This is a genomic window from Kiritimatiellia bacterium, from assembly GCA_028715905.1.
GTDB lineage: Bacteria > Verrucomicrobiota > Kiritimatiellia > JAAZAB01 > JAAZAB01 > JAQUQV01.
Genome location: JAQUQV010000047.1, coordinates 1 through 17,974 on the forward strand (window position 1 = coordinate 1; position 17,974 = coordinate 17,974).

Below are 17,974 nucleotides of genomic sequence, written 5' to 3' on the forward strand. Positions count from 1 at the left end.
TCGTCTATGCCCGCCACTTCCTTGAACGTTATTTTGTTGCGGTCGCGGGTCAGCAGCCGCGCGCGGCTTTTGCCGAAACTCAGCGCGCCGGAGCCGACCGCCCGCATCTGGCGCACGAAAAGAAAATAAAGGAGCCCCAGCACCAGCAGGAAAGGCAAGGCTCCCTGCACCAGCTGCCAGAAATCAAGCTTGGGGCGGACAAAAGAAAAGGGCACGCCGTGCTGCTTGAGCCAGTCCGGCAGACCATCGGTTACGACAACGTCCACCTTGAAACTCCGCGGCCGGCCGGTTTTCTGATCAACCGCCATCATTTCCCCCCGGATATACTGGGCGCCGGAAGTTTCGGTAACGATTTTGCATTCGCGGATTTTTCCGCTTTCAACCAACTGGACAAAATCGGGATTATACTTTATTTCCGCAACGGCATCCGGACCGTTGCGCAGCAGATTGTAGATGATAATAAGGCAGAGCGGCACGAGGAACCAGAGCGCGATCACGCGCAGCGAGACCGGTGAATGGTTGTCGCCGTTACGCTGGGGTTTGGCATTCCGGGGATTTTGATTTGGATTCTGCATTTTTTTAACTCTCAAAAATTGCAAAAAATTCTATCACACTGCAATTAAATATACAACCGGCTTTCTGTGTTTTTCTAAAGATTGGCGGATATCCCGCGGCTCTCGGGCGTTTCCGGAAATTGATCCGGCCGCGCGACCGTCAAATGCAAAGCGTTGCCGGCGGCGCCGGGCGGCACCTGCCACCCCTCGGCGATACGGAAACCGGGCAGCCAGATAATTTCTTTGCCGCATTCAAAAACCGGCAGGCGGCGCCGGAGCGCGGGCGGAACCTTGGCATCGCTGAAAATGTCCTGTATTTTCTTTGAGCCGTCAAGCCCATACGGGCGCATCCGGTCCCCCGGCCGCCAGGGCCTGGCAAAAATCCGTCGGCGGCCCCGTTTTTTTAACGAGAAAGACGCGCGCACCGGAAATTCACCGAACACGGCGCGCGCGCGGCACACGCCCGGGCCGGTTCCCGCATCCACGCGCAAGCCTGCGCCCGGCAGAACATTCCGGCCCGGCACTTTTATTTCAAGCCGGTAGCCGGCGGACGGATTCGTTTCCGGCGTCTCAATCTCCAGGCGGCCGTAAGAGCGCCTGGCGGTTGCGCCGCCCGCCAGATTAACGGAGCGATTCCGGCCGGACAGGACAAGCAGGTTATCAACGGCGTTGATGGTCCGATAATCAATCGCTTCCGGCTTGACGCCCCGGTCTGAAAGCCATTGCCGCAGTACCCGGCGGCGGAGAGCGGGATGACGCTCTGCCAGAACGGCGCAGTTGATAACGCGGCCGTTTTCAAGGCGGGATTCGGAATAAACCGCGCCGGCCATTTCAAGCAAACATTCATTTTCATTCCTCAGCACGTCGCCCAGGCGCCCCAAAACTTGTCTTATGTTTTTGTTGTAATTTTTTTCCAGGAAAGGCAGCAACTCGTGGCGCACCCGGTTCCGCAGAAAGGAGAGATCGGCGTTGGAAGCATCATCGCGCCAGTGTATTTTGCGCGCGCACAGATATTTTTCAATCGCCCGCCGGGACGTTTCCAGCAGCGGCCGCACCACCGTTATCTTTCCCGTCCGCGAAAGCGGCGGAATGCCGGCCAAACCCTGCAAGCCGCAGCCGCGCGCAAGCATCAAGAGAATCGTTTCCGCGTTATCATCGGCGGTATGCGCGGTAGCCACTAGGGCGCAGTTGCGCGCCCGCGCCGTTTTTTCAAAAAAATCGTAGCGCGCCCGCCGGCCGGCCATTTCCAGCGAAACTCCCCGCCGTGCGGCCAGCCGCGGAACATCGGCCCGGCCGGAGACGCAATCAAGACGCAGCCGGCGCGCCAATTGTTTGACAAAAAGAGCGTCGGCCGCAGCGGCCCGGCCGCGGATGGCATGGTTCAAATGCGCGACGGTCAGGCGCAAGCGCAAGGGACGCTGTAATTCTTTTAAAAGATGCAGCAGGGCGACCGAGTCGGCGCCGCCCGAAACGGCGGCAAGAACGCGCGCGCCCGGCCGGATAAAATCATGACGGCGGATGAAGCTTTCAACCTGCCGGACAATAACATCACCCATAAAACGATTTTTCATTTGCAGACGGCAGGCAGAATATGCCTTGCGGACCCGACCGGATTTTGACGTTTCCCGCCCGGCGCGCCGCCGGGAAACCATAATTTACATCATTGCCGTCCAAAATAATCAAGGTTCCGCTGTTTTGCAACTAAATTCCCCGCGGCCCTGCGATTAAAAACTTGCCCGAAACAACCGCTTGTGGTTATCATTTCTCCGTGTATCATTTCAAATTATCCGGCATGAAAATTTCCCGAATGAAACGGGCCATAGTTATTGTTCTGGACTCCGTCGGCATCGGCGCGGCGCCGGACGCCGCTGAGTTCGGAGACGCCGGCGCGAACACGCTGGCGCACACGGCCGAAGCGGCCGGGGGTCTGCGTTTGGCATGTTTTCAACAAATGGGGCTGGGAAACATTCCCGCTTTAATAACGCCCGGGGATTCAATTCCCGGCGTTCCGCCGGCCGAAAGGCCGCTGGCCTCTTACGGCGCCATGCGGGAAATTTCAAGGGGCAAGGACACCACCACGGGGCATTGGGAAATTGCGGGCCTGGAACTGGCCGGGGGGTTTCGGTTGTTTGCGAAGGAAAATTCATTCCCGCCCGAATTGATCCGCGCCTTTGAGGCGGAAACGGGAAGAAAAGTCATCGGCAACAAGGCGGCAAGCGGGACGGTTATCATTGAAGAGCTTGGGCCGCAACAGCTTGAAACCGGGGCATGGATCGTCTATACCAGCGCCGATTCGGTTCTGCAGGTCGCGGCGCATGAGGAAATTATCCCGCTTGACGAACTATACCGCGGCTGTGAAATCGCGCGCCGGCTGGGAAATAAATATCGTATCGGGCGGGTCATCGCCCGGCCTTATGCTGGAAAACCGGGCGGGTTCCGGCGGACCGGCGGCCGCCGCGATTATTCTTTCCCGCCGCCCGAGCCGACAATCCTTGACCGCCTGACAGCCGCCGGCATCCGGGTTACGGCCGTGGGCAAAATTGAGGATATATTCGCCGGACGCGGAATCACCGCGTCATTCCATACCGCCGATAACTCCTTGTCCCAGCTAAAACTGCAAGAACTGGTCGCCGAGGGAACGGACGGGCTGATTTTCGCCAACCTGATTGATTTTGACATGCTTTACGGCCACCGCCGCGACCCGGCCGGATATGCGGCGTGTCTGGAACGGACCGATCTTTTCCTGGGGGACCTGATCCCCAAACTGGGCAAACGGGACCTTTTGATAATCACGGCCGATCATGGAAACGATCCCGCATTCAGCGGAACCGATCACACCCGGGAATACGTGCCGCTCCTGGTTTACCGTCCCGGAGAAAAAGGAAGAGAACTCGGCATTCGCGAAGGATTTTACGACGTGGCGCGGTCGCTGGCGGATTATTTCGGGCTGCCACCTTCAGGCCGCGGCACAAGTTTTTTACTTGCCGTATGAGTTGTCTTCTTCAAGGTCTTCAAAATTCTCGTCCAGGAAGCCCTTGACTTTTTTTATCATCTTTGCGGCGGCAATTTTAGCCGGGCCGCCTACTTCACGCATGAATTGCGACTTCAAGGGCGTAACAACATCGCGTTTATACCGCACTTTATTATACCAGTAATAGGCCAGGAAGGCAAGGAGCAGCAAAGAAATCATCATTCGCAGATTTCCGGCCCAATGGGAACACTTGCGTCCGGTCTTCACCTGCGGCTTTTTTGAGCTTTCGGTGCGCGCCGGAACCGGCATGGCCACCGGTTTCAAACGCAGTTTCACCGAGGTATGCGCCGCCGCGCCGTGCTTTGGCTGCGGTTTTCTAATGTCTTTACCGCAATAGCGGCAGTAAATGGCTTTTTTTCGGATAGGCTCGGCGCAGTACGGGCATTCTTTGAAGCCCTCGTTAAAACCGGCGGTATTGTCCGCCCCGGCGCTTTCGCTTTTAGCGGCGCGCCCGCCGGGCTTGCCTTCGTCCCTGTTTTGAGCCGCCCCGGCCGCGGATTGCTCCCGTTGTTTATGCAGCAAGACGACCAGGTCGGCCAACACTCCCGTCCAATCCTGGTAACGCCCGGCAATATTTTTTTCCGTCATTTTCAAGATCAAGCGGGTGATACCATCCGACAATTCGGGATTGGAGGACTGCGGGTTCACCAGAGGCTCCCGGGCCTGTCTTTCAAGAATATCAAGCGCGTCGCCGCTGCCATAGGGCAGCACGCCGGTAAGAACATGATAGAGCGTAAGGCCGAGCGCATAAATGTCGGTCCGGCAGTCCAGATTGTCGTTTCCGGAGGCCTGTTCCGGCGACATGTAATTCGGCGTGCCCATGACCATGTTTTCCCCCGAACCGGCGGAAACAATACCGGCAGAAAAAACCATGTGGGCCAAACCGAGGTCCATAACCTTGACGGTGCCATCGGCGTCTATCATCAGATTTTCGGGCTTGATATCGCAGTGAATGACACGCGCCTGGTCCCAGGCGTATTTGAGGGCCTCGCCGACGTGATGGGCGATCACAACCGCGTCAAACTCCTTGAGCCGGCCGCGCCGCCGCGCCCATTCGCCGACCGTATAGCCGGAGACGTGCTCCATGACCAGGAAATACCGGCCGTCGCCCTTGATCTGTCCGAAATCATAAACCTGCACAATACCGCTGTGCTTGAGTTTTGCGGCAGTCTGCGCTTCCTTTAAAAAAAGATTTGCGTCTTCGGGTTCCCGCGACAAATTATCGGAGAGAACCTTGATCACCACCGTGCGGTCCAGCGAAAGCTGGTGCGCCTTCCAGACGACCGAGGTGGCCCCTTCGCCGATCCTGGAGAGGATTTTATAGCCTTCTATGACCGGAATTGAATGCATGGGTAAAACAAATTCACTCCCGAGTTTTTACCTTTATCTCATCTGTTAATCAAGGAATTTTGGAATCGGCGTTCAAATCCGGAAGTTTGTCTTGTGGATTTTTACCCCGGCCTTTCCAGAAGGCCCATTGGGAAATGCCGCCCCCCATGATCTTTTGGGTTTTTTTCAGAAGATTCCGCGCCCATGAGAATTCAAGCGCCAGAATGGCAAGCCCCGCCGGGATCACGATACAGGATGGCCCCGGCAGAAAAATCAAAACAAGCCCGAAGAGCAGCACCGTTCCGCCCAGAATGAGAATCAACATTTTTTTGAGTTGATATAAAACCATAAATCGCTTGGTTTTGAAAATTATTCCCGGCCGCCGGCAAACCGGCGGGCGCTTTGCGCTCATCCGGCCGGACGCGCGGCCGACTCGGGCAGAGAATACATAATCGGAATGTAAAAAACAAAATAAAATTCAGGATTAATGATGCCGCGGGCCGGACCGGATTCTTCGTTTTGCCCGTCCCCGGCTACGCCGCCCCTTTGGCAGAGGGGTTTTCACGGGGCGCGCGGTAGCGCGTGGTGATCGTCGCCGGCTGAATGCCGTCGCCGAACCAGCGCAGGCGGAGGTCCCAGCGCAAGGCGAGCGCCTGCGCGCTGATGCGTAAAATCTTTTCCATGGGCCGCAAGGGGCCCAGAAGCCGAAGCTGTTCCGCGTCCAGCGCTCTGGCCCGCTGCCGCTCGCCGGCGTTCACCGCGTGCCGCGCGATGACCGGGAGCAGGTGCGAGTAAAACCGCGCGCGCCGGCCGAGCTGGCGCATGCGCTCGTTAAGACACTCGTCCCTTGATGCCATCGCCGCCAACCGGCGATATCCGCGCAGGGCCGTGTCGGTCATGCGATAAAGGGAACAGGAGTTAACCTCATAATCGCGGCGGAAAGCGAAGTCCAGCCAGCGCTTTGCCGCCCCGTCCGGAAACGCCGCATGGTTCCAGTTCAACATGTTCTGTCCGTGCCATTCCTCGTAGGGCAAACCGGCCTTCAACAACCCGCGCGCCTTGAGGTCCTCGTAGAGTTTTGTCACGGGCATGCCGGTATAGAGCATGAACTGGACAAAATCCGTCTGGAGGGCGACGGCAAAATCAATGTCCGCGGTGATGTTGTCGGGCGTATGGTGTTCCATGCAGAGCATCGTTGAGCCCAGGACGGAGATGCCGCGATCGCGCAGTTCGCGCACCAGTTGCGCGGCGTCAATCCCGGAATTCTTGGTGAAAAGCGTTTCGGTGTTTCGCGATTCAAATCCGATCCAGACAAAGCATACGCCGAGCCGCGCCATCTTGTCCGGACCGAACGCCGTGATGGCCTCGGCGGAGGACGATATGTAAAAATTGAACCAGCGGCGGTGTTTTTCCATCTCAACCAGCAGTTCAGTTGCGCGGCCGGCATCCTTGAGAAAATTTTCATCCATGACGAAAAATTCATTCGTGCCGCGCGTTCTCGCGATCCGGTCGGCCTGCTTAAAAATTTCCTTGCCCGTGCGGAAAAAAGGAACGTAAGCCTTTTCAAAAAAATGGGAAGTGCAGCAGAAATGACAGCCGTTGACACAACCCAGGCCGGGCACCAGGACGCTCGGCAGCGCGCCGGGGATGGGAATGCCGAAAATCCGGCCGCGCTCGCTGCAGGGCAGGACGGGATGCGCGATCGGCGCTTTCGGGTTTTCCCCGAGAAATTCGCGCAGCCAGCGGATGCCCTCGCCGCGGGCCACGAAGTCGCAGTCAATCAATTTTTCCACGCCCTCTATCGCGGCGCCGTGTCCGCCGATGATGATCGCGGATTTAGGCGCGTAAAGCCGGACCAGCCGGCCCATCTCGCGCGCCTTTGCAAAATTTGGGGTGATGAACGATATGCCGACAATATCGTATTTTTTCCGGATTTCGCGGATGAAACGCCCGCGGGAGGGAAAATCAAGCACGGTTGTATCGGCGCGGATATTGGCCGCAATGAAATACAACCCGAACGACCGGTGCTGGAATCGCAGGGAGGCCGGACCCTGCAGCCGGGTAACCTGGTTGTGGTAAAGCTCCATTTTGTTGTCGGCGCGGCCATACTCGTCATTGACGCCGTACGGCCCGAAAACGCTGCAGAGCAGAATGCGCGGCCGGGAACCGGAGGTAAACCGGTTTTTCCGGTTAGCGATTTTCTTGTTTGCCGTCTGTTCCATATCACGTCATAGAGTAACAAAACCAGCCGCCCTGTAAAGCGCCGGTTAACCCGGATGTTTCATGTGCGCGCCGGAAAATCCCGGATAAAGACAGCCGTATCGGCCCGGCGGCGCACATGGAAATAATGTCGTTGCATTTCAGCCGAAGCGATGGTTATACTTCAATACAGCAATCAAAGCATGGGCGGTTTGCCCGCGCAGGCGGGACCCGTTGTAACCGGTAAAAAATCAGAAAGGTCCGGGATGCAGACTGTTTCCGCTTTGCCTCTCGCAAACAACTGCGCGTTTGATTATTCGGCCGCGGTTGGCCTGAAGGGGTTTTTCTCTTTCTGCGCATTTGCGCTGTTCGGTTCCGCAGTTTCCGCGCGCGCGGCCGAACCAGCCTGTTTCGTATATATCGGAACATATACGAAGGGATCAAGCCAGGGCATTTATGCGGCCCGCTTTGATCCATCCACCGGCGCGCTGTCAAAACCGGAGCTTGCCGCCAAATCTGAAAATCCCTCTTTTGTCGCCTTTCATCCGTCCCGCCCCTGTCTTTACGCCGTGGGAACGGTTTTCCAACCCGGCGGAAAGAGGGCGGGGATCGTCAGCGCCTTCAAAACAGACGCGGCCACCGGCCAACTGGCGTTGTTGAACCAGGTGTCCTCAAGGGGGACCGGCCCCTGCCACCTGGTCGTGGATGCAACCGGCAGATATGTCCTGCTGGCCAATTACAACAGCGGCAGCGCCGCTGTAATCGCAATTAAAGAGGACGGCAGCCTCGGGGAATCAACCGGCTTTGTACAGCATTCGGGGTCCGGCCCCTGCGGCCGCCGCCAGGAAGAACCGCACGCCCACTCCATAAACCTTTCGGCCGACAACCGTTTTGCCTTTGTCGCCGATCTCGGCCTGGATAAAGTTTTTATATATAAATTTGACCGGGCCAGGGGAACCCTCGCGCCGAACGATGTCCCGTTTGCCGCCGTGCCGCCCGGCAGCGGCCCCCGGCATTTTGCGTTTCATCCCGATAATAAGCGCGCTTATGTCATCAACGAGATGGGCAGCACGATCACCGCCTTCAATTTTGACGCCGACGCCGGCGCGCTGGAAACGATAGAGACCGTTTCTTCGCTTCCGGCCGGTTTCCGGAACAAGAACACCACCGCCGAAATACAGGTGCATCCTTCCGGTAAATTCGCCTACGGCTCCAATCGCGGACATGACAGCATTGCCGTTTTCAGTGTTGATAAATCCACGGGCCGGCTGGCGCTCCTGGAACATGCTTCGTCAAGAGGCAAAACGCCGCGCGGCTTCAGCCTTGATCCCGGCGGCCGCTGGCTGATTGCCGCCAACCAGGACAGTAACAATATCCTTGTCTACGAAATTGATCCGGCGACGGGCCGGCTCTCCTTCACGGGGCAGGAATACGAGGTGGGCACGCCGGTCTGCGTGAAATTTATGGCAGCGAAATAAGGCGGCAAAGGCCCGCCGCGTCCCCCGGTCCGGCCGCGCCTTCGGAACCAATGCCATCCGGCGCGGAACGAAAAAATGAGGGAAAAAACCGGACGGGCCGTTAAGGCATATATCCCTTCCCGTCAATCCGCGCTTGAGCGGCGGCAATCGTTGCGGTAAAATCAAAGAGAATCGCCCGGAACAAAAACCGGTATAATTCTTTCCAGGATGGAGACTGGCTCGCGCAAGCCCATGAGCAGGCACTCGGCGGCTCTGGCATAGAGCCGCCCGAAGGAAATATCCAGCGTCGCCAATTTCACCGGCAGAGTATGAATGAAAGGAAGATTATCATATCCCAGCAGCGCCACATCCGCGGGAATACGAATCCGTTTTTCCAGCAGGGCATAAATCACCCCTACCGCCGTCAAGTCGTTGACCACGAAAATACAATCAATTTCACCGGCATTTATCCGCGGCGCCAGAGCCATGGCCGACTTGTACCCGCCCTGAATATTCGGCTCGCCATCCTGCAATATGACATTACGGCCTTCCCACCCGGCGCGATATCCCTCCCAGCGTATCCGGCAAACCCCGGGCCTTTTCGCGTGCCAGGTAATATGCGCCGGCCGGGCCAGTTTCCGCTCCCGAAAAATCCGGGCGGCGAGCCGGCCGCCCTCAAATTCATCAATATAACAGACATTGAGGCCGGAATAACAGCCCGTCCTGGCGCAACACACGTGCGGTAAACCGGTTTTTTTCAGGAAACGCGCCAGCGCCGGAGTGACAAGGTCGTGGCCGACAATCACTCCTTCGCATGGATATTTCTCAAGTATTTTTTTTAAGCTGCAGCCCGGCCGCAGGCCGGCCAGCTGCAATCGGAAAAGCGTGGGATCAAGCACATCCTGGACGCTCTGGATGGCCCTGGTATATGACCAGCCGTAGACGCTGTTGACGTCGCCGGGATTAACATGGCGCCGCGGCATGGCCAGCAAAATCGTTCCGGTCCCCCTGCGCCGCAGGGCGCTTGCGTTGCGGTCAGGAAAATAATCCAGTTCCTTTGCGATCCGAAGCACACGCCGCAGTTTTTCTCTTGAAACGCTCCCGGGCAGATTGAAGGCACGCGAAACGGTCGCCGAGCTGACGCCGGCCCGGGCCGCGACTTCGCCGCGATTACACCGCCTTTTTATGTTGTTACCGTGCTTTTGCACAAACGCCGGCTTGACCATGACTATTTTTTGCGCCGTATTTGATTCTCCCGCCAGCGCGAATCCGCCCGGACGGAAACCCGGTGGGTTATGAAGCCGTTCCCCGAAAACGCCGGAGTTTGCCGGAAAAATCGGCCGTGCGATCAAGGCGTTAACTGTTTTTTTCAAGCCAGCGGCAAAACTCCTCAACCTCGCCGACCGTGCCGGCGGACACGCAATAAACCAGTCCGGCCGGGACAAGCTGGCGGTGAATGCTTTTGGCCTCATCAATCGTCAAATCGTAAATCTGAAGCCCCTTCCCGGCCTTCTGGCAGCGTTTCAGGATATCCAGCCATTCCGGCATCCACATTTTCGGCCGGCCGGCGCCGGGAACCCATTGGATCACATCAATTTTTTTAATGGAAAGAATGCCATCAAGATGCGGCAAGGCGCCCGGCCCATCAAGATGAAAAACACAGTGGTCTAGAAACTCCGCTTCTTCTTCAAGCGCCGGCAGAATATAGCGGCGCGCGGTTTCCGGGCTTACCAGGCAAATAAAATCGCATTGGATCGTGGCGAATTTATCTTCACACCAGAACGGCGCCCAGCCGGACGTGCCAATCGCGCGATTATAGCCGGCGGCCTCGTAAAGCCGGTTATAAACTGGCTGATAAAGACGCCGCACATCGCGCATGGCCTGCTCCACCAACTCTGGACAATCGTAAAAGTCAAGGCAAAGGCGGTCCGGACCGCGAATGGCGCTCAAGGCGTCCGCGTTTGCATGCAAATCACAAACTCTGACCAGGTATTTGCCGCGCGCATGGCCGGCCAGCAGTCTTGTAAATTTTACCCATGACTGCCAAACGGCGTTCTCCTCATCCAATTTCAGCGGCAAAACATCGGCCCAGTCGTCAACAAACGGCTCAACCCAGGAGGTCTCCGGCGAATCGGGCGAAAAATGCAGCGTAGCGCCCAGGCAGGCGGCGAATTGATCCGGGCCGTGGTCCGGGCCGAAGGCGGGAATCGCTTCGGCCGGATAAACATGATTTTCCAGCCACGATTCAATGAGGTCAAATCTCTGCCGGTAATTTCCCGTGAGAACATGAAAGTAACGTTTTTTATCGGGAAACTCCGCTTTTACGCCGGCATTCTTCGGGACGGGGACGGGAACAACGAGGGGGCGTTTCCATTTTTCTCCGGCCCAGTAATGATTCCAGGCCGCGCGCGCCTCGTCAAAATCCGGCTTATATTTCAACATCATGCCGCCCTCTTTTTGCGGTTATTTTCATGTACACGTGTACATAATGGCAGGCCGCCAAGATTTGTCAACATGAATTTTTATCAGGAAAAGCCGCCCGCCGCCGCATTCGCGGTCTTGGACAACCCGAATCGCATGGAAGATTTTATCAGACAGCATCTTTGCCGAAAAAAAACAAACCTGAAACGGCACGGCCGTTCGGTCGCCCATCGGGCGCGTCACATTAACGTAAGGTCTATTGTTTTCTTTTCGCGGCGCGATTTCTCCGCGGCAAAAACGATGGTGTGCGTGCGCAAGGATTCCTGGGCGTTGGTGACTATGCCGCCGGCATTTCCCGTATGCAAAGCCTGCAGCCACTCCCGCACCACGCGCGCGTCCCCGCCCCCGTGTCCGCCGGATTCAGGCGCCACTTTGATCGTCGCCGTGTTCCGGTCGCGGAACGTATGCAGAATAATTTCATTTTCCTTGTCAACAAAGCGCAGCATGCCTTCCGTGCCGTGCACCCGGATTTGGCGCCCGCCGAAACCGAAGGCCGTCATGGTAAAAGTGGCGGTGATGTCGTCGTCAAACTCCATGGCAACCACCTGGTGATCAACGACGTCATTATCGCATTTGAACACACACCGGCCGTAGGGCCCGGTCTTAATCGCCTCCAGATGCGCCGCGGCGCTGTGGTCGTAACTGACCACGTCGGCCGGCCATGTCGTTCTTGAAGAATTGACATACGTTTTGACGGCCGAATAAGGACAGGTCTCTTCCGCCGGACAGCCGTCCGTGCAGCGTTCCGGACTGCCTTGCGGGGCGTTCGCCCGGCAAAAATACGACAATGCCCCGAAAGAACTCACTCTCCGGCAGGGCTTGCCGGCAAGGAAAGCGATATAGTCAATATCATGGCAGCTTTTCGCAAGGAGCATGAATGCGGAACGGCTTTCATTCCCCCAGTTGCCGCGCACGAAACTGTGCGCCTGGTGCCAGAAGGCCACGTCCTCCAGCTGATCAATGCTGACAATGCTGCCGAGCGCGCCGGACGCGACCAGGTCAAACACCTTGCGGAAACCCTTGCAATATCTCAAGGAATGGCACACGGCAACTATTCCCCCGAATTTGCTCTGGGCCGCTTCAATGGCGCGGCAGTCCTCAAGCGTAGTCGCCATTGGTTTTTCAAGAAGCAGATCGTAGCCTTTCTCCAGGCAGGCGACCGCCGGCCCGACATGATCCTGGTCCATGGTGGCGACCACCACCGCGTCGCACATTCGCGGCCCGGATGCAAAATCCTGCCAGGCCGCAAACTGCCGTTCGGGCGGGATGCCATGCCGGCGGGCAAGCCCCTGGCGGTATTCAAGGCGCGGCTCGGCCACGGCCACCACCTTTTCGGAAAAAGTCTCGGCGATCATGTCGCCAAAACGCGCGCCGCGCCCCCCGGCACCGATAATCGCCACGGTTTTAGGTGATTTTCTGCCAGAAATCATCTTGCCAATTCCTTTCTATTCTGCGCCCGGCTCAGTTTTCGGCTTCATTGCGCAATGCACGGGTTAAGGCAACGAACGTTAGCAATGAAATGATAAAAAACAAGGCAAAAATATTGTGCAGTGAACGGGCGGGCGGAGTTCCGCGGCGCGGGAGACGCGCCGGGCCGATTTGAGCGCCAACCGCCTGCTCCGAAGTCAAAAACTCCGTCCGGGCGAGCAACGAACGCGTGAAGGCGAGATGCCGAATCTTTTTTTAAACAATCTGGCAAAATAATGCTGGTCAATCCATCCGCAGGCTTCGGCTATTTCCGCGATTGTTTTTTGCGATCCGTGCAGCAACGCCATGGCATGCTGGATGCGCAAACGGGTGATATATTCGCTCGGCGAGATGCCCAGGGATTCCCGAAACCGACGCGACAGAATGGAACGGTGTATTTTCAGGGCGCGGGCAAGGCCCTTCACGCTCAATGCAGGATCGTTCCAGCCGGCGTGAATGTTCTCCACGGCCGCCTGGACTTCGCTGACCGGTCCGCGGCCGCCTCGTAAAATTCCCAGCCACATTTTTTCCAGCAATTGGGATGTTAACGTGATAGCATGGCATCCCCCTTCCGGCGCCGGATTGCCGACCGCCTTGAAAAGACGCCGGAACAGATTCGCCGGCGCCGGCCCTGTGTTGTAAATGCCGGCGTTCAATCCGAATGCGGACACCCAGACTTCCGCAAGCTTGCCGTCAAGAGTGCACCAGTAAAATTCCCATTCGGGAGCGGTTGAAAAAAAGCGGTGTTCCATCCGCGGAAAATAAATCGCCGCCTGGTTTTTGCGCAGGATGCGCTCGCTTCCGTTGAAGATGATGGCCCCCGCTCCGGACGCGCACCAGAAGATTTGGATAAAATCCGTGATAAAAACATTGCTCTTGAAATCAGGCGCCAGGCGGTAATGGCCGGCGCTCCGGACGCCGAAAGGCAGATTGGCGGCGGGCGCGGGGGTGGAACGATGGATTGATTTCAATTTTGCCTTCATTTCGTCACCAAAATCCACAAAATATCACCATTATTTATTTGGTTTGGCAACAAGAATTTATTATTTTTTCCAATAAGGAAAGATTATGGCGTTTCATAAAACCCGAATATTGCACGAAATTCGTGCAATATTCAGGTAAAACAAGATAAGCGCGGGGTAAATCAAATGACAATGAAAAATTTTACGGAGCCGGTGATTATGGCGGACAAAAATGGACGGGCGGGAAGAATATATCTGAATGTTCCGAAAAAAGGGGCGGTGTGGCTTGCCGCGCAGCGGCTGGTTCATATTGCGAAAAACGAGCTCAATTGCCGCCTTGAGATAGGCAGAGGCGGAGAGCCCGCTCGCTTCAATGTCGCGGCAATGTGTTTTCCGTGGAAAAAAAATGAAATGGCAAATCTACAGGAGGCGGAGGCGATTCTTTTGCCGGATGGACGCCTCAAATCCCTGGAAAAAGCCGAATATGGCGCACAGGGGTTTATCGCCGCGCGTCTCAAAAGAAGCCAAAACCAGACCCTTTTGCTTGCCGCAAATACGCCAACCGGATTAAAAAATGCGCTCCTGACGCTTTGCGACCGTCTTTATCGCGATGCGGAAGGAAATGTTGTGATATATCCCTTTGAGGGGGTTCACAAGCCGGCGTTTGAAAGCCGGCATATCAAGACAGACGCCATGAATTGCGGCCGATTCCGGGCGACTTTGGAGTATTGGCGCCCGGCCAGTCAGGCCGGGGTGAATGAATTTGCCGACTGGCTCGCTTCATTCCGCTTGACGGATTACAATCTGCTTGCCTTTGTCCGGGGATGGGGGCTGACGTATGCCTCTGAAAAATTTCCCCTGCTGGCCGATCCGCAGCATCCGAATGTCCGAACGGATTTTTATCCCCAGCTTCTTGAGCGTCTTCATGAATGGGGCATAAGGACATGGGCTTCTGATATTTATATGGCGTCGGGGTATTCCATGGAGACGGGAACTTGCCCGGAGATTTTGTCGCCCTGCGCAGTGCGGGCCCGTTTGCGTCCTTTCAAGGCCGGCAAGGGATCGTTCAGGGATATTCTGAGCGATCCAAATGCGATAACGTGCCTTTCGCATCCTTCCGCGGCCAGGTTTTATGCGGACGTTGTGGCGGAAACCCTGGAACGCTATCCGGCGCTTGACGGTCTTGATTTTCACATCGGGCATGCGTTTCCCAGCAAGATCTGCCGGTGCCCGCAATGCGGGGGGCTGGATGGCAACCGCGAACTGGTCTACCGCTGTTTTGTAAAAGCATATGAAACCGCCGTCGGCCGCAAGCCAGGCATACGCATGAGGACGGCGGTCAAAATGTTCGGCGACGCGACGAGGAAGATCGTTGAGCACTGCGCCGAATTACCAAATTTGGAATTATTCTGCTGGTTCCGCTGGCTGGGCAACTATCTGCTGGAGCGGACGGAACTGCCGGTAACCACGGGCCATGAAGACGGCGGCGGCGGACTGGAAGCGTCCGAAAGCAACAGCTCGGAGTTGAACAACCTGCCGGCTATCCGTGATTATTACCGGGACTACGAACCTTGGCTGGGAATTTATGTGAACCTGGCGCGCAAGAGCGCCCTGCCATCCATTTCCTGGGAGCCGATATTGCATCGGGAGATGGAACAGCAGTTTTTTCTGTATTCCCAATTGACATGGGAACCGGACCTGAGTTGGGCGGAATTTGCCGGAAGGTTTGTGATCCGTTCCGAGAGAAGATGGGACGCAAAGCTGGTCGCAGCCTATTGCCTTGCGCTTGAAGCCAATGCCGCGGTTACCTCGTGGGGATTAACCGACCTTGGACATGCGCAGGGCGTGATGCAGACCAGGGGATTGCTGGAGACGCCCCTCGTGCGCGGCAAGATCGCGTCTTTGCGGAAGCTGTATGCCTCAATGAATATCGCGGATTATGCCCGCGCGGAAGCGCCGGCGATTTTCAATTTGCGGCACTCGCTTGCCAAAACCATTGCGCGCTTGCAGTCAGGGAAAACGCTCAGGGGGTGCCATTAAAATTAAATTATGTTTTTCCGCGATATTGCGTGTTTGTATTTTTCTGAAAAATAATCTTACGGGATGGCGCTGAATTTGATAAAATGGCGCTAAAAAAGCAATGAAGATGGCAAGGGACAAAACAATTATCATAGGAAATTGCGAGTTTTCCGCAAAACGTCTTTGCGAAAGCATGGAGCTTGCCTGCGCCTGGGTTACCGATATCGCCCAGGTCAAGGATGAAAACGATCCGACGCCCCGGAAACACAAACATAAATTATGGCAAGGGGCCTTGCGCGGCGAATATTGGGCGGCGACAAAAGCATGGTCGTTTTTCTGTCCAGTCTGGCATACCGGCCAGGCCGTGAAGGCCCTGGCCATGGCCTACAGCGTTACGGACGACGTGAAATTATTGGCGGCCGCCAAGGCCGGAGCGGATTTCATCGTAAACAACCAGATAAAAGACGGCTCAGACGAAAACAACGGTTTGATTCTGGCTTATGAAGACTATCCTGATAAAGTAAATACTTCGGCAATACTGGAATGCATGGACGGCCTGCTCGTGCTGGATGATGTTTTGGGCGCCCGTCAATATTCGGGAGCATTCATGGCGGCCGCCAACTGGATTGCGCGCAAAGCATGGATTAAAGGGCAAGGAATTTTCAGGGATTTATATGATCCGGAACGGAAGAAATTCATCGCCAACGCCTACGGCGTGCCGGGCCGGCCGCTTTTTGATGACGCGATTTTTATAAAAGCACACAAGATGAGTTCTGAAAGCGTGTTTAAAGACATATTTTTTGAAACCGCCGATCGGCTGTTAAAAGACGAATGGCCGGCGGGGAACTGGGTCAAATACGGTCCATGCAATAAAACCAAAGGCCTGATTCACCCCCGGCACGCTTACTGGTGGGGATTCCCGATGCGGGAAGCATACCTGGCCAGCAATGATAAAAAATATCTTGAATGTTTTGAGCGGGCATGCCGCTGGTATGCAAGAGCCCAGCGCGCGGATGGGGGGCTTTTCCGCGGAACATACCTGGATTTCAATACCGATTCGTTCGGGCATGCCGTTTCCGGGCTTGATTGCGCGATGATTATGTGGCTTGAATATGAACGCTTGACCGGAAAAAAAGAATTTTCCGGCCATCTGGCAAGAGGCCTGGAATATTGTTTGAAAATGCAGTTTATAAATCCGTCCGACCCGAATTTGACGGGAGCAATCCTTGAAAAAGTTCTGCCGCCTGACGGCACAGACAATTCGCCGTATCATATCCGCGATTTAGGCACGATATTTTTCATCCAGATGGCCGCGAAAATGATTGCCATGACAAACTTGAATTCTGGACCGCCGCCAAAACAGCGCTTCAAGCGCAGTGAAGGGGAAAATACGGTTTCCCCATAGAACCTAAAAAATCGGAAGCAAAACTTGACGCGAACACATATTTTGGCACAATTTGAAGGTTTATGCTTTCTTATCCGCCGGATTCGGACGAGGTTTTTATTGGAGCCGGAAAGGCGATATGCGGGAGAAAATGAATTATGTTGAGCATTGAATGCCAGGGCAGTCCGCGGGAAATGGGTCGCCAGTACGGCGAAGCGGCGCGGAAGGGCATAGCGCGCAACCATGAATACAAAAACATTCAAAGCCGGGCGGCAAAGGCCGCGCGGTTCATTACCGCCGCGCGCAAACTGCTGACTTGCAAATTGCCGGATATCCTTGATGAACTTGATGGAATTGCCGAGGGCAGCGGCATGCCGCCAGAAGCCGTGTTGTACGACAACTTCTCCGATACGTTCGGCGACTCCTGGACGGAACGGTGCACGCCGGTTGCGCTGTGCCGAAGTCCAGCCGGGCCGCTGGTCGGCAAAAACAACGATTGTCCGGCCGGCGAGGTTGACCGGCTTGATTTCGTCATCCGCACTACGCGCCCGGCGCGCGGCTTGCCAATGATCCAACTCACCTACGCCGGCTGGATCAGCGGCCTGGACGCGGTCAATGCCCAGGGGCTGGGCAATACCCACGGTTCGGTAGGCTCGACGTTTGACAAGACCGGACCGCGGGTGGATATCCGCCTTCAGGCATATCATCTAATGCGGCAATGTTCAACAACCGGATCATTCACGGAAGGTCTCATGGCCGCTTCGCTGACCGGCAAGGGGTTCAATATCATTGTCATGGACCGGCACGGCGACGGACGCGTCATTGAGGCGGCCGTGCCGCTGATTGCCGTGCGCCCGACGCGCGGCGATTTTCTCTACAGCACGAACCACTATGCGACTCCGGCGCTGGCCGCGCATGATGGGCGGTCCCCCGCCAAGCGGGAGATTTCGGCGCACCGCTACGGCTATCTGCAGTGGCGGGAAGCGACAACGCCGCCCGCCGACCTGGACGGCTTGCGGCAACTGCTTGCCAGCCACGAGCCCTGGGCCCCATGCCGGCATGGCGGCGCGCATGGCAGCCATACGGTCTGG

The 17,974-nt window shown here is 56.4% G+C and carries 14 protein-coding genes; 5 read left to right on the top strand and 9 right to left on the bottom strand.

All coding sequences use genetic code 11. From position 1 onward, the window contains the following. Both PHP98_09075 and tilS read right to left on the bottom strand, forming a co-directional pair. A partial coding sequence (locus PHP98_09075; protein MDD5483785.1) for a hypothetical protein occupies positions 1–575 on the bottom strand: 575 nt, incomplete at its 3' end. Between the two features lie 74 nt (positions 576–649). Beyond that, a complete protein-coding gene (gene tilS, locus PHP98_09080) occupies positions 650–2,125 on the bottom strand; it encodes a tRNA lysidine(34) synthetase TilS (GenBank protein ID MDD5483786.1) in 1,476 nt (491 codons plus the stop codon). A 236-nt stretch (positions 2,126–2,361) separates the two neighbouring features. Between tilS and PHP98_09085 the strand changes: the two genes are divergently transcribed. Beyond that, positions 2,362–3,546 carry a phosphopentomutase gene (locus PHP98_09085; GenBank protein MDD5483787.1) on the top strand — a complete coding sequence of 395 codons (1,185 nt, stop codon included), beginning with the start codon at positions 2,362–2,364 and terminating at the stop codon, positions 3,544–3,546. Here PHP98_09085 and PHP98_09090 read toward each other — a convergent pair. The 3 genes from PHP98_09090 to PHP98_09100 all read right to left on the bottom strand — a co-directional run bounded on the left by PHP98_09090 (position 3,532) and on the right by PHP98_09100 (position 7,136). Continuing rightward, positions 3,532–4,935: a protein kinase gene (locus PHP98_09090; protein ID MDD5483788.1), complete on the bottom strand. Its 1,404-nt coding sequence runs from the start codon at positions 4,933–4,935 to the stop codon at positions 3,532–3,534. The two genes, PHP98_09085 and PHP98_09090, sit on opposite strands and share 15 nt — an antisense overlap. A gap of 49 nt (positions 4,936–4,984) precedes the next feature. Continuing rightward, positions 4,985–5,239, bottom strand: coding sequence for a PGPGW domain-containing protein (locus PHP98_09095; GenBank protein ID MDD5483789.1), 255 nt, complete (start codon positions 5,237–5,239; stop codon positions 4,985–4,987). 208 nt (positions 5,240–5,447) lie between these two features. Next, complete coding sequence (locus PHP98_09100) at positions 5,448–7,136, bottom strand: radical SAM protein (protein MDD5483790.1); 1,689 nt, start codon at positions 7,134–7,136, stop codon at positions 5,448–5,450. A 243-nt stretch (positions 7,137–7,379) separates the two neighbouring features. Here PHP98_09100 and PHP98_09105 point away from each other — a divergent pair, with 243 nt between their 5' ends. Further along, positions 7,380–8,591 (top strand): lactonase family protein, encoded by a 1,212-nt coding sequence (locus tag PHP98_09105; protein MDD5483791.1) that lies wholly within the window; start codon positions 7,380–7,382, stop codon positions 8,589–8,591. A gap of 161 nt (positions 8,592–8,752) precedes the next feature. Here PHP98_09105 and PHP98_09110 read toward each other — a convergent pair whose 3' ends face one another. From PHP98_09110 to PHP98_09125, 4 genes are all read right to left on the bottom strand, one after another. Next, positions 8,753–9,943 carry a LacI family DNA-binding transcriptional regulator gene (locus PHP98_09110; GenBank protein MDD5483792.1) on the bottom strand — a complete coding sequence of 397 codons (1,191 nt, stop codon included), beginning with the start codon at positions 9,941–9,943 and terminating at the stop codon, positions 8,753–8,755. Then, positions 9,927–11,015: a hypothetical protein gene (locus PHP98_09115; protein ID MDD5483793.1), complete on the bottom strand. Its 1,089-nt coding sequence runs from the start codon at positions 11,013–11,015 to the stop codon at positions 9,927–9,929. Before PHP98_09115 ends, PHP98_09110 begins: the two co-directional genes overlap by 17 nt. Before the next feature lie 215 nt (positions 11,016–11,230). Beyond that, complete coding sequence (locus PHP98_09120) at positions 11,231–12,451, bottom strand: Gfo/Idh/MocA family oxidoreductase (protein ID MDD5483794.1); 1,221 nt, start codon at positions 12,449–12,451, stop codon at positions 11,231–11,233. A gap of 225 nt (positions 12,452–12,676) precedes the next feature. Then, positions 12,677–13,501 (bottom strand): AraC family transcriptional regulator, encoded by an 825-nt coding sequence (locus PHP98_09125; protein ID MDD5483795.1) that lies wholly within the window; start codon positions 13,499–13,501, stop codon positions 12,677–12,679. 198 nt (positions 13,502–13,699) lie between these two features. Here PHP98_09125 and PHP98_09130 point away from each other — a divergent pair, with 198 nt between their 5' ends. The 3 genes from PHP98_09130 to PHP98_09140 form a co-directional block, all read left to right on the top strand. Continuing rightward, on the top strand, positions 13,700–15,520 hold the full coding sequence (locus PHP98_09130; GenBank protein MDD5483796.1) for a hypothetical protein: 1,821 nt from the start codon (positions 13,700–13,702) through the stop codon (positions 15,518–15,520). Between the two features lie 106 nt (positions 15,521–15,626). Beyond that, the gene (locus tag PHP98_09135; protein ID MDD5483797.1) at positions 15,627–16,904 is read left to right on the top strand and encodes a hypothetical protein; all 1,278 of its coding nucleotides are present in this window, start codon (positions 15,627–15,629) and stop codon (positions 16,902–16,904) included. A gap of 137 nt (positions 16,905–17,041) precedes the next feature. Next, on the top strand, positions 17,042–17,974 hold a 933-nt coding region (locus tag PHP98_09140; protein MDD5483798.1), incomplete at its 3' end, for a C45 family autoproteolytic acyltransferase/hydrolase.

Excerpts from the sequence above, each read along its gene's own strand:
- PHP98_09115 (MDD5483793.1), bottom strand. The coding sequence starts at position 11,015 with ATGATGTTGAAATATAAGCCGGATTTTGACGAGGCGCGCGCGGCCTGG.
- PHP98_09105 (MDD5483791.1), top strand. The coding sequence starts at position 7,380 with ATGCAGACTGTTTCCGCTTTGCCTCTCGCAAACAACTGCGCGTTTGAT.
- PHP98_09100 (MDD5483790.1), bottom strand. The coding sequence starts at position 7,136 with ATGGAACAGACGGCAAACAAGAAAATCGCTAACCGGAAAAACCGGTTT.
- PHP98_09095 (MDD5483789.1), bottom strand. The coding sequence starts at position 5,239 with ATGTTGATTCTCATTCTGGGCGGAACGGTGCTGCTCTTCGGGCTTGTT.
- PHP98_09125 (MDD5483795.1), bottom strand. The coding sequence starts at position 13,501 with ATGAAGGCAAAATTGAAATCAATCCATCGTTCCACCCCCGCGCCCGCC.
- tilS (MDD5483786.1), bottom strand. The coding sequence starts at position 2,125 with ATGAAAAATCGTTTTATGGGTGATGTTATTGTCCGGCAGGTTGAAAGC.
- PHP98_09085 (MDD5483787.1), top strand. The coding sequence starts at position 2,362 with ATGAAACGGGCCATAGTTATTGTTCTGGACTCCGTCGGCATCGGCGCG.
- PHP98_09090 (MDD5483788.1), bottom strand. The coding sequence starts at position 4,935 with ATGCATTCAATTCCGGTCATAGAAGGCTATAAAATCCTCTCCAGGATC.
- PHP98_09135 (MDD5483797.1), top strand. The coding sequence starts at position 15,627 with ATGGCAAGGGACAAAACAATTATCATAGGAAATTGCGAGTTTTCCGCA.
- PHP98_09130 (MDD5483796.1), top strand. The coding sequence starts at position 13,700 with ATGGCGGACAAAAATGGACGGGCGGGAAGAATATATCTGAATGTTCCG.